10 protein-coding genes are annotated in these 11,666 nt (G+C 42.5%); 5 read left to right on the plus strand and 5 right to left on the minus strand.

What is annotated here, in order from left to right:
• The coding region (locus WBJ10_RS05080; RefSeq protein ID WP_424288445.1) for a carboxy terminal-processing peptidase at positions 1-1,782 on the plus strand (1,782 nt) is incomplete at its 5' end.
• Between the two features lie 66 nt (positions 1,783-1,848).
• Positions 1,849-4,353, plus strand: coding sequence for a ligase-associated DNA damage response DEXH box helicase (locus WBJ10_RS05085; protein WP_424288446.1), 2,505 nt, complete (start codon positions 1,849-1,851; stop codon positions 4,351-4,353).
• Here the strand turns inward: WBJ10_RS05085 and WBJ10_RS05090 are convergent.
• Together WBJ10_RS05090 and WBJ10_RS05095 are read right to left on the minus strand one after the other, a co-directional pair.
• Positions 4,350-5,288 carry an SPFH domain-containing protein gene (locus WBJ10_RS05090; RefSeq protein ID WP_424288447.1) on the minus strand — a complete coding sequence of 313 codons (939 nt, stop codon included), beginning with the start codon at positions 5,286-5,288 and terminating at the stop codon, positions 4,350-4,352. The two genes, WBJ10_RS05085 and WBJ10_RS05090, sit on opposite strands and share 4 nt — an antisense overlap.
• Before the next feature lie 317 nt (positions 5,289-5,605).
• Complete coding sequence (locus tag WBJ10_RS05095; RefSeq protein WP_424288448.1) at positions 5,606-6,664, minus strand: endonuclease/exonuclease/phosphatase family protein; 1,059 nt, start codon at positions 6,662-6,664, stop codon at positions 5,606-5,608.
• Between the two features lie 98 nt (positions 6,665-6,762).
• On the opposite strand from WBJ10_RS05095, the gene WBJ10_RS05100 reads away from it, so the two are divergent.
• Complete coding sequence (locus tag WBJ10_RS05100) at positions 6,763-6,951, plus strand: hypothetical protein (RefSeq protein WP_424288449.1); 189 nt, start codon at positions 6,763-6,765, stop codon at positions 6,949-6,951.
• 65 nt (positions 6,952-7,016) lie between these two features.
• On the opposite strand, the gene WBJ10_RS05105 is transcribed toward WBJ10_RS05100, so the two are convergent.
• Positions 7,017-7,562, minus strand: coding sequence for a C40 family peptidase (locus tag WBJ10_RS05105; protein WP_424288450.1), 546 nt, complete (start codon positions 7,560-7,562; stop codon positions 7,017-7,019).
• Positions 7,563-7,812: 250 nt separating this feature from the next.
• On the opposite strand from WBJ10_RS05105, the gene pdhA reads away from it, so the two are divergent.
• Both pdhA and WBJ10_RS05115 read left to right on the plus strand, forming a co-directional pair.
• The gene (gene pdhA / locus WBJ10_RS05110; protein ID WP_424288451.1) at positions 7,813-8,808 is read left to right on the plus strand and encodes a pyruvate dehydrogenase (acetyl-transferring) E1 component subunit alpha; all 996 of its coding nucleotides are present in this window, start codon (positions 7,813-7,815) and stop codon (positions 8,806-8,808) included.
• Positions 8,809-8,845: 37 nt separating this feature from the next.
• Positions 8,846-10,582, plus strand: coding sequence for a pyruvate dehydrogenase complex dihydrolipoamide acetyltransferase (locus WBJ10_RS05115; protein ID WP_424288452.1), 1,737 nt, complete (start codon positions 8,846-8,848; stop codon positions 10,580-10,582).
• Between the two features lie 89 nt (positions 10,583-10,671).
• Here WBJ10_RS05115 and WBJ10_RS05120 read toward each other — a convergent pair whose 3' ends face one another.
• Together WBJ10_RS05120 and WBJ10_RS05125 are read right to left on the minus strand one after the other, a co-directional pair.
• Positions 10,672-11,412 carry a DUF4197 domain-containing protein gene (locus WBJ10_RS05120; RefSeq protein ID WP_424288453.1) on the minus strand — a complete coding sequence of 247 codons (741 nt, stop codon included), beginning with the start codon at positions 11,410-11,412 and terminating at the stop codon, positions 10,672-10,674.
• Between the two features lie 137 nt (positions 11,413-11,549).
• The gene (locus WBJ10_RS05125; protein ID WP_424288454.1) at positions 11,550-11,660 is read right to left on the minus strand and encodes a DUF4197 family protein; all 111 of its coding nucleotides are present in this window, start codon (positions 11,658-11,660) and stop codon (positions 11,550-11,552) included.
• Positions 11,661-11,666 lie beyond the last annotated feature (6 nt).

Consider the following 11,666-nt stretch of genomic DNA (forward strand, 5'->3'; position numbering starts at 1 on the left):
CGTTTTAATGACAGAATTGATTATGCATTGAAGCAGATTGATAACAAATTCAGCTTTGCATCAAATGAGAATTATGTCTATGATCGGGAAAAGATGCCATGGTTTGCAACTCAGGCTGAATCAAACGCTCATTGGGCTAAAAAGATTAAGTACGAAACCCTTAATTTGAAGATTACGGGGACTGATGAGTCTAAGATCGCTGAAACCCTAAAAAAGAGATACGAAAATCAGGTATCTCAATCTACAAAGTTCAATAATCAGGATGTGTTCCAGATTTTCATGAATTCCTTTACGGGATCTGTAGAAACCCATACCAGCTATTTTGTGCCCACCCGAGCTCAGGAATTCAATGAGGATCTTGCCCGTACTTTTGAAGGTATTGGTGCGCGTCTCCAATTGGAGAATGAAGTTGTAAAGATTGCCGAAATCATCCCCGGAGGACCTGCTTTTAAAGCGAAAACTCTGGAAGTTGGCGATCGCATTATAGCCGTTGCTCAGGGAAATGGAGAGTTTGTAGATGTTATTGGCTGGAGACTTGATGTTACGGTTACAAAGATCAAAGGCCCTAAAGGAACCACTGTTCGTTTGAAGGTTATTCCTGCAGGCCAGGATATGAGCTCTACTCCAAAAATTGTTACGCTGGTGCGCGATAAAGTAGTGTTGGAAGATCAGTCAGCGAAGAAAACGACTAAAACTATAACTTCCGGCGGTAAGACTTACAAAGTTGGAATTATCCAGCTTCCAGCGTTTTACGCAGATTTCAAAGCTATGCAGGCCGGCGATAGAAATTATAAGAGTACAACACGCGATGTTAGGATACTGCTTGACAGTCTTAAAAAGGAAGATGTTGACGCCGTAATACTTGACTTAAGAAGCAACGGAGGAGGTTCGCTTCCAGAAGCAATTAGTCTTACTGGTTTGTTCATAAATAAGGGGCCTGTTGTTCAGGTTCGCGACAGGAGGAATAAAATTGACGTTGATGAAGATGAAAATGCAGGTGTTGCCTGGGCAGGCCCGCTTGGTGTGATGGTCGACAGGTTTAGTGCTTCTGCTTCTGAGATCTTTGCCGGGGCTATCCAGGATTATGGACGCGGGATTATCATCGGTAATCAAACTTATGGAAAAGGTACCGTACAACAAGGTATCGACATGAAGAGAGTTATTGGCCCTGCAGACCTGCTGATGTTAAAAGCAGCTCAAACAGCATCCAATAAAACCAACATTGAAGGAACGAAAGCTACCGGTGGTGCGATTTCCCGTTCCGGCAACACGCCGGAGTTTGGCCAGATCAATTTGACTATGGCAAAATTCTACCGGGTCAATGGTAGCAGCACACAACACCGCGGCGTAGAGCCGGATATTGAGTTCCCTACTGTTTTCCCGGAAGAAAAATACGGCGAAAGTTCTGAGCCAAGGGCCCTTCCATGGGACACCATTGCTCCAAGCAAATTTGTTGAAGTAGCAAATCTTGATGCTACCCGCTCTAAACTGAAAAAACTTCATGAGGTGCGGATGCAGAAATCGCCAGAATTTAAAAACCTGAAGGAAGATATAGTGGAGTTTGCAAAGAGGGATGCAGAGACGTCTATAACTTTGAACGAAGCACAGCTTAAAAAAGAGCGTGATGATCAGGAAGCGAAATCGCTTGCAAGAGAGAACCAGCGTCGTGCTGCCAAGGGACTTCCAGCTCTGAAAAAAGGCGAGCCCAAACCTAAGGACGATATAGATTTCATACGCGATGAAAGCCTGCTGATCATGGCAGACTATTTAAACCTACAATAATAGAAGCCCCGCACAAGCGGGGTTTTCTTTTAAATGCTTTTCCTACTCTCCTCCGGTTAAATTGCCATGACACAGGGTCAACAGATAATCAGACAGTGGTACACCGCTAAACAGTGGCAGCAATTTCCCTTCCAGAAGGAAATGGAAAAAGCTTTTTTAAAGGGATCTTCAGGACTGCTGAATGCTCCCACTGGTAGTGGTAAAACTTTTGCCATGTTCCTGCCATTTATTGCGGAGTATATAAACAATCATCCCAAGGATTTTCAGACGCGAAAAAATAACGGCCTTCAGTTGCTTTGGATCACTCCATTGCGGGCATTAACGAACGATATCCGCAAGGCAATGCAATCCGTTGTAGACGACCTTGGATTGCCATGGAAGGTGGGAAGCAGGACGGGCGATACATCAGCTAAGGAAAAGCAGGAATTACGAAGGAAACAGCCCGAGATATTATTAACCACACCAGAAAGCCTTCATTTGATGTTGGCTCAAAAGGAATATCCAAAGCTGTTCGAAAACCTTCAGGCCATTGTGATAGATGAGTGGCATGAGCTTTTAGGAAGTAAGCGTGGTGTCCAGATTGAGCTTGCTTTGTCAAGATTAAAGAACCTTAAATACCCGGACCCCTCTACCCTAAAGATTTGGGGGATTTCAGCTACCATCGGAAATCTGGAACAGGCAGCAGAAGTTCTTTTGGGCAATGATTTTAATCCTGAAAATGTAAAGCTCATCAGGGCCAAACAGGAGAAGAAGATTATCATCGAATCCGTTATCCCGGAGAATATTGAAGAGTTTTCATGGGCGGGGCATCTGGGGATAAAACTACTGCCACAGGTAATGGAGATCGTCGCAAACAGTAAAACAACCCTCATTTTTACCAACACCCGGTCGCAATCGGAGATATGGTATATGGCCATCCTCGATAAGTATCCCGAATACGCGGGCGTGATGGCTATGCACCACGGCTCACTCGATAATGAGCTTCGTAATTGGGTTGAAAATGCCCTTCATAATGAGATGCTCCGCCTGGTTGTTTGTACGTCCAGCCTCGATTTGGGTGTTGATTTTCGGCCGGTTGATTCTGTAGTTCAAATTGGCAGCCCAAAGGGAGTAGCCCGTTTCATGCAGCGCGCCGGGCGAAGCGGGCATCATCCCGGAGCAACTTCCAAAGCCTGGTTTGTGCCAACTCATTCCCTTGAACTTTTGGAAGGAGCTGCTTTGAAGCAGGCAATTACTGATGAAGTATTTGAAAGCCGTGATCCCATTCTGCTGGCAATGGATGTGCTGATGCAATACCTGGTTACCCTGGCTGTATCAGATGGATTCCGGCCAGAAGAGGTTTTCCGGGAAATTAAAACCACTTATTCTTATGCCGACATAGAAAGGAAAGATTTCAATCAGATGCTGGATTTTATTACGAAAGGCGGGAAAACCTTGTCGCAGTATGACGAATTCCTTAAAGTGGAGATAGAAAATGGGCTCTACAAAGTAAATAGCCGTAGAGTGGCGATGCATCACCGGTTGAGTATGGGCACCATCGTAGGAGATGTAAGTATCCGGGTAAAATTTCTTACAGGCGGATATCTTGGCTCAATAGAAGAGTATTTTATTTCCAGACTGAAGATCGGGGATACGTTCTGGTTTGCCGGGAGGAGCTTGGAATTGATTAAGATTAAAGACATGACTGCTTTTGTGAGGAAGTCGGCAAAGAAGAAAGGAATCATCCCAAGCTGGATGGGCGGCAGGATGCCCTTATCATCGCAATTATCCGCTAAACTTCGCGAAAAGCTGGACGAGGTGGCCACACTTATGGATGAAGGGACGAACGGAAAGATGAAGAGCCCAAGGGGGCTGGATGTGGAGGTTAAGGCATTAAAGCCTTTATTCGAAATTCAGGCTAGTTTATCAAGAGTGCCTCTGCGATCGGAGTTTCTGATAGAAAAATTCAATTCCCGGGATGGCTTTCATTTGTTCTTTTACCCCTTTGAAGGCAGACTGGTTCATGAAGGTATGGCTTCTTTATTTGCATATAGAATATCTAAACTTAAGAAGGCGAATTTCTCAATAGCCATGAATGATTATGGATTTGAGCTTCTTACGGATGAGGAAATACTACTTGAAGAAGCCTTGAAAGCCGGCCTCTTTTCAATAGAAAATCTTCTCGAAGATATACAAAAGAGCCTGAATTCCAACGAGATGGCCAAAAGGCGTTTCCGTGATATAGCACATATTGCCGGCCTGGTGTTTACCGGTTTCCCCGGAAAATCCATGAAAAGCAAGCACCTTCAGGCCTCAACTTCGCTGCTGTTTGAAGTTTTTAGTGAGTATGAAAGCGACAATGTCCTGGTTCGTCAGGCATACCATGAGGCTATGCAGTTCCAGCTTGAGGAATTTCGCCTGCGGGCAGCTTTACAGCGCATTCAGAAACTGAAGGTAGTTATTACCGAAAGTAAGCGCCCCACGCCCTTTGCATTCCCCATATTGGTAGACAGTCTGGGGCGCGAAAAACTTATTACCGAATCGCTGGAAGAACGGGTCGCTAAAATGACTTTGATGTATAATAAGGATTAAGATTTCTTCGTCTTATCGCTGATAGTATCCATCACATTTATGCTCATCATCTGTTCCATGGTACGTTTCATACCATCCGATGAGCCATCGAGGAAAATGACGTTGCCGTTTCCATTCTCAGCAAAATGTTTGATAGCCTCTGTCCACATCGTAAATAAAATAACCGATGTATCCAGGTCTGCGGTTTTCATTTCATTCGCAGCATGAGTCATACCCTTCGCAACTTCTTCCCTGAACAAGGCAATACCCTGCCCGCGCAGTTGTGCAGCTTCACGTTCCGCGTTGGCCGCTATTTTTATTGCATTACCATCAGCCTCAGCAGCTTTAGTTTTAGTGATTAACAAAGCCTGACCTTCGTTTTCCGCAGCAGCTTTGAGGTTATTGGAAGCAACAACACGACTCATCGAGGTAAGGATCACCTCGTCAAATGTAATATCATTGATCTGAAGATCCTGTAAATGATAACCCCAGCTTTCTAAAACGGTGTCAATTTGATCCTTAACATGATCCACAATATCCTTACGCAGGCTCAGTACCTCCGACTGCTTTTTGCTCGCCACAAAAGAACGGATTGTTCCCTCGATTGTACGGATGAGTGCCTGCATAAAGTTTTGCTCGTTGATAAACTTAAACGCTACGTTTTTGATAGTTTCCTCATCGGGATTGTTAACCGAATAAAGCACCATTGATTTGAAATAAACGTTTGCCTGGTCGATAGTAACCGCCTGGAATTCCAGCTCCACCGAGCGGTTTTGAATAGAAACGCGGGAATGGATCATTTCTATTAAAGGTATTTTCATATTCAATCCTGGTTTTAAAAGCCGGCGATATTTACCGAAGATGGTAACCACCGCTATCGTACCCTGTTTTACAGTGACAAATGAACTAAAGAGAATTACGAAGGCGATAAAAAGGAGAATATAATTAGTATACATATGGCTGAAATTTAGTGAATATACGAAAGATTTTTCAGCAAGCATATCTGGTCTGCTTGCTGAACATCTGACTTGTTTTGGGCGACATTGTTACAAATAATGACGTCCGGAAGTGTTCTTATATTCTCTGGTTGAAACGCGCACGAAACGCGCAGGAAACGCATCAGAAACCTGTTGTCTATTTGGGTTTGCTACGCCTTTCCCTTGATTTTACTTTGCGCTTATTTTTTGTTTCAATCGAATGTTTCCCGACTCTTTTTCAGCCAACTCCCAGTCTGCATATTTACATGGTGTTTCAGAAAGTGAATGGAAGTTTACTAAGTTGCCTTATTGATCTTCTTACTTGCCGTTTCCTTGTCTTCCTGATCGGCTTCAGGTTCCTCTTGCCGCACAGCTTCCTCAGGCGAATATTGCAGTTTAATAAACATAGGAAAGTGATCAGAACCGCAGTTTGGCATTCTTTCGATGTGGACTAAAGTGAAATCATTCGAACAAAAGACATGATCCAGGGGAAATCTGAGAAAGTGATATTTAGCGTGAAAGGTGTTGAAAAATCCTCGCCCTTTACGGGGATCTAAAAGGCCGCTGATTTTTGAAAAAAGTTCAGTGGTGTAGCTCCATGCTACATCATTAAGGTCGCCGGCAACAATAACAGGACCTTTGGTTTTCTTTGCTTCTTTACCGATCAATAAAATTTCTTTATCTCTTTCTGTAGACCTTGGATTTTCCTGGGGTACAGGTGGTGTAGGATGTAAACCATGGAAGCTGATCAGATCCCCGGAAGGGAGTTTGATCTTCATATGCACGGAGGGGATATCATCCTGAACCAAAAATTTCACCTTCTCTTCCTGCAGTTCAAATTTAGAATACAGCAACATCCCATAGGTATTTTCGGATGGAGCTAAAAGCTGATGAGGATATTTTTCTTTCAAAGTCTCAAGTTGTGAAGCCCACCACTGATCGGTTTCTACCAGCATGACTACATCCGGATCTTTAGACTTAATACATTTCAAGTATTCGGCGGCGTTACGGTTATACTGGAACACGTTCCCGATGAAAAGCCCTATTTGCTTTTTGGGTTCGTTCTTTTTAGTGCGATGCAATTGCTTAGGGCCAAAACTTGTGAAGGGGAAAACCTGGTATATGAGATATCCGGTATTAAGGAAAAGCAAGAAACTTATGACTTTGTCGGGCGTTGTTTCAATACCGAAGAAAAACACTAAAAACAGGAGGAGAACCACATTGATAAACAGCTTTTGAAGCCTGGGATATTCGCACACCCGGAAGATCCAATAATCATGGCGGATTAAGGGGACCAAAGAAATGATAATAATAATATAGCTGAGCGCTATGGCGATGTTCTTAGATAATTCCAAAATAAAGTGTATTAACAAACATAACAATAATAAAAATTCCTGCTAAAATGTTTTCGCATGGCAGGCAATTTGCTACAACTGTCGAAACTATAAACACCATGAACTTAAAAAGAACTTTCGGAACTATTCTAACCATTTTAGGAATAATAGGACTTATATATGCTGCCGTAGGGTTTGTTCAGAATTCTGAGGGGGCTAAATCATTAATCGTATTTGCTGTTTTAGGAATAATTTTCTTCTTTACAGGAATAGGATTAGTAAGAAATACCACTGATGTGGCTAAATAAATAAAAAGCACCGTACTTATTTTAGTACGGTGCTTCTATATTTTAGTAGGACTTCTTAATCAATCTTAGTCACGAAAAGCAGCCAAAAGTCGTCCGCCATTATAATAATATTTTCTCCAATAACTTTCATCCAGATCACTAATCATTACACCTTTACTACTCGAAGCATGAGCAAATTTATTATTACCCATATAAACACCCATATGAGTGATGGAGCGGCTTCCGATTTTAAAAAACACCAGGTCACCTTCTTTCAATTGATCTTTATTGACCGGGTTAACCATACTGTATATGTTTCTTGAATTGCTGCCGATTAAGGTTTTAAAAACCTTATTATATAGCTCGAAGGCAAAACCAGAACAATCGATTCCATTTTTTGAAACACCGCCTAAACGATACGGCGTTCCAATCCAGTCGTACACAAATTGGTATAGTTTTAGATTAGAGGTTGCAGAAAGGGCAACTCCCATAATTTGGGAAAAATACTCTGTGGCAAGATTGTCAGGATCTTCAATCTTAGCGGCAGGCTTTGGATCTTTATTATTGGTTTGTGCCTGAACTGACACAATTGAAATCATAAGTAGCATTGCTACAATTACTTTTTTCCCCATTTTTTCCTCTTCGTTTATAGTGAAACAACAAGACTATTAACGCCTCTTATACTGCTATTATTCTCAGAATGTTACAATAGTAGGACAATTTTTTTAAAAACCAAGCCTGAAATTGGAATTTAACAGTTTTCGGGACGTACAAAACTGTGAAATGAGTCGTAACAAACCCGTAATGCTATTCTTTTTTTAGGAAGATATGGTTAGATTTGCGTCCCCCGTCGGGGCTAAAACAAAACAGACATTATTAGGAATGAGTGCAATAGAAATTACTAAAGACACCTACCTTCAGTGGTACGAATCAATGCTATTGATGCGGAAATTCGAAGAGAAAGCTGGACAACTCTACGGACAGCAAAAGATTAGAGGCTTTTGCCATTTATATATCGGACAGGAAGCTGTTATGGCTGGTGCGATGTCTGTACTCAGGCCCGACGATTCTATGATCACCGCATACCGGGATCACGCACACGCGCTGGCGAAAGGAATGGGTGCGAACGAAGTTATGGCAGAACTATACGGTAAAGCAACCGGATGTTCAAAAGGTAAAGGTGGCTCCATGCACATGTTCAGTAAAGAAAAGAAATTCTTTGGCGGACATGGAATTGTCGGTGGCCAGATCCCTCTGGGTGCAGGAATTGCATTTGCTGAGAAGTATAACGGTACTGATGCGGTTTGTGTTACCTATATGGGTGATGGAGCTGTTCGCCAGGGAGCACTAAACGAAACCTTTAATATGGCTATGTTATGGAAGCTTCCGGTTGTGTTTGTTTGTGAGAATAATGGTTATGCTATGGGAACCTCTGTTGCCCGTACCACTAACATGGTTGATATATATAAGATAGGATTAGGCTTTGATATGCCATGCGCACCTGTTGACGGAATGGATCCTGTGGCAGTTCATAATGCGATGGATGAAGCAGTTCAGCGTGCACGTCGCGGCGATGGACCTACTTTTTTAGAGATCAGGACTTATCGTTACAAAGGGCATTCAATGTCCGATCCGGCGAAATATAGAACTAAAGAGGAACTTGAAGGTTATAAAGCCAAAGATCCGATTGAAGTTGTGAAGCTTGCTATTGAAGAGAAAAAATATGCTGATGAAGCATGGTTTGAAGAGATAAACGAAAAAGTCAAAGCTATTGTTGACGAATCAGTTAAGTTCTCTGAAGAATCGCCTTGGCCAGAACCAGCCGAACTTTATAAGGATGTGTACGTTCAAACGGATTATCCGTATATCCGCGACTAATTATTTTATTGATACTCAAATATAATCTGGAATAAAGATGGCTGAAGTAGTTAAAATGCCTAAAATGAGCGATACCATGACAGAGGGAGTCATCGCTAAATGGCATAAGAAAGTTGGTGATAAAGTTAAATCCGGAGATCTTCTGGCCGAGGTCGAAACTGATAAGGCTACCATGGACTTTGAATCTTACCAGGAAGGTACTTTATTATATATCGGAGCAGAAGAAGGTTCAGCCGCTCCTGTTGATTCCGTTATTGCTGTTATTGGTAAGGAAGGCGAGGATTATAAAGCTGCATTAGATGGAGCCGCTTCTGAAGCTCCTGTAGAAAATAAAGAAGCTGATAAAGAGCCAGTTAAAGTTGAAGAGGCTGGAGACGCAGCTCCTAAAGCTGCTGAATCGGTACCAGCGCCTGAAGCTGCTTCAAATGAAAGTTCCTCAGATCCCGACGCTGCCGCTGCCGCGGTGGGCGCAACGATTATTCGTATGCCATTATTGAGCGATACGATGACCGAAGGCGTTATTGCTGAATGGCATAAGAAAGTTGGTGATAAAGTTAAAAGTGATGATGCACTTGCCGACGTAGAAACTGATAAAGCTACAATGGAAGTTGTGGGCTATGCTGAGGGTACCCTCTTATATGTTGGTGTCGAAAAAGGGCAGGCTGCAAAAGTCAACGGGATTATTGCAATTGTAGGGAAAGAAGGAACTGATGTTGCTCCTTTATTGAAGTCAGGTTCTGCTCCTAAGCCTACAGCTGCCAAAACAACTAGTCCTGAGGAAGCCAAAAATCCAGCTCCAGAAGCTCCGGCAGCTTCAAGTGAACAAAAGGAAGAAAAGCAAGAAGTACAAAGTGATTCTTCTTCACGTGTTAAAGCATCGCCGCTTGCACGTAAGATTGCGAAAGATAAGGGAATTAACATCGAAGAAGTTAAAGGAAGCGCAGAAGGTGGAAGGATTGTGAAGAAAGATATTGAAGGGTTTACACCGTCAACTAAACAGGTTGCTCAAGCAGCCCCAGCTTCAACTCCATCTGTTGAAACGCCTGCATCTTCCGGTTCAACTGCGGTGACTATTCCACAGTTTATAGGAGAGGAAAAATACACTGAGAAACCAGTTTCTCAGATGCGTAAGGTAATTGCGAAACGACTTTCGGAGAGTTTATTTACTGCACCGCATTTCTATCTCACTATGGCTATCGACATGGATAGTGCTATAGAGGCAAGAGGTAAGATAAACGAATTCGCTTCAGTTAAAATCTCGTTCAACGATATGGTACTGAAAGCTGTCGCAGTTGCATTGAAGCAGCATCCTAACGTAAATTCTTCATGGCTTGGAGATAAAATCCGTTACAACGAACATGTAAACATCGGTGTTGCAGTTGCAGTTGAAGATGGTTTGCTTGTTCCGGTAGTTCGTTTTGCTGATGGAAAGTCATTATCTCACATCTCAGCTGAGGTGAAGGATTTTGCTCAACGCGCAAAAACTAAAAAATTACAGCCTTCGGATTGGGAAGGTTCAACATTTACCATCTCCAATTTAGGGATGTTTGGAATTGATGAGTTTACTGCTATAATCAACCCGCCTGATGCTTGTATTCTTGCTATTGGTGGTATATCACAAGTTCCGGTTGTTAAAAACGGACAGGTTGTTCCAGGAAACGTCATGAAGGTTACCTTAAGTTGTGATCACAGGGTTGTGGACGGAGCAACAGGTTCAGCTTTCTTGCAGACGCTAAAAGCTTTGCTGGAAGAACCGGTGAGACTCTTAGTATAAAGAAAAGAAACCAGATGCGAGACGCAAGTCTCCCGAAACTGTATAAAAATAAAAGAGCTCCTTCGAGTAATGAAGGAGTTCTTTACTTCTCACTTCCCATCCGCATACCCAAAAACCTTCCTCAACAAAGCAGTACTTCTCGCCCCCGAATTCGAACGGATTTTTAGTTCTTCCTGCGCGACTTCGTAAAATAACCCATCCATTGCTTTCTGCGTTGCATAGGCAGTGAGGTCAGTTTGTACTTTAGTAACAAATGGAACCTTATTATAACTGCTGCTTAAGTCAGTCCAGTATTTTGTCGCTTCTGTTTTTTTAAGGGCTTCGCTTATTATAGGCTGGAACTTCGCACTTAATGCATCGCTGGTAACTCGTTGAAAATAAGTGGTTGCTGTGTTTTTTTCTTTACTGAGCAATATGTTTGTCGCATCCTGTAGTGTCATCTGCTGTAAAGCCGAAATGAAGATGGGTTTTGCTTCTTTGACCGCAAGCTCAGCTGCACGGTTCATGCTCGTGATAAAATCATCGCATGGCTTATTAAGTCCTAAGCCTCTTAGGGACTTTTCAACTTTCTGTGCCTCGGGTGGAAATAATAATTTAACAGCAGCATTTCCCAGAAATCCATTTTGAATTGATAGCCTGTCAGTTCCAGCAGAAACTCCAATTTCTAACGCTTCCTTTAGAGCTGAACCTATTTCCAGTTGGCTTGGTGCTCCGCTTTGTGAGAGGGAGTTTGCTGCCTGCTTTAGAGCGCCAGGTATTTTTATTTGAGCCCTGCTGTTTTCAGCAAAAAGTATAATTGCAATGGGGAGTAGTAATAAGCTAAGTTTCATGTGACAAATTTAACAGGAAGATAGTATGTTCCTGAATAGTTACCATGTCTATATACGTAAGCCATGACGTTTTGTGACGAAGCTTTAGAAATACTTAATGCAAAGCCAAGTTTTTTGCGATGCCGTGATAAAGAAAATTAAATTCTGTTCCTATCAGCATAAGCAAATACCTTCTGCAATAAAGGGGTACTGCGCGCAGATATTCTTGTTCTTATTTTTAACTCTTCCTGAGCGATTTCAAAGAAAATCCCATC

Origin of the sequence: Daejeonella sp., from assembly GCF_049655485.1 — a bacterium.
GTDB lineage: Bacteria > Bacteroidota > Bacteroidia > Sphingobacteriales > Sphingobacteriaceae > Daejeonella.

Coding starts and splice junctions, on each gene's coding strand:
- WBJ10_RS05085 (WP_424288446.1), top strand. CDS start 1,849: ATGACACAGGGTCAACAGATAATCAGACAGTGGTACACCGCTAAACAG.
- WBJ10_RS05090 (WP_424288447.1), bottom strand. CDS start 5,288: ATGTATACTAATTATATTCTCCTTTTTATCGCCTTCGTAATTCTCTTT.
- WBJ10_RS05100 (WP_424288449.1), top strand. CDS start 6,763: ATGAACTTAAAAAGAACTTTCGGAACTATTCTAACCATTTTAGGAATA.
- WBJ10_RS05105 (WP_424288450.1), bottom strand. CDS start 7,562: ATGGGGAAAAAAGTAATTGTAGCAATGCTACTTATGATTTCAATTGTG.
- pdhA (WP_424288451.1), top strand. CDS start 7,813: ATGAGTGCAATAGAAATTACTAAAGACACCTACCTTCAGTGGTACGAA.
- WBJ10_RS05115 (WP_424288452.1), top strand. CDS start 8,846: ATGGCTGAAGTAGTTAAAATGCCTAAAATGAGCGATACCATGACAGAG.
- WBJ10_RS05120 (WP_424288453.1), bottom strand. CDS start 11,412: ATGAAACTTAGCTTATTACTACTCCCCATTGCAATTATACTTTTTGCT.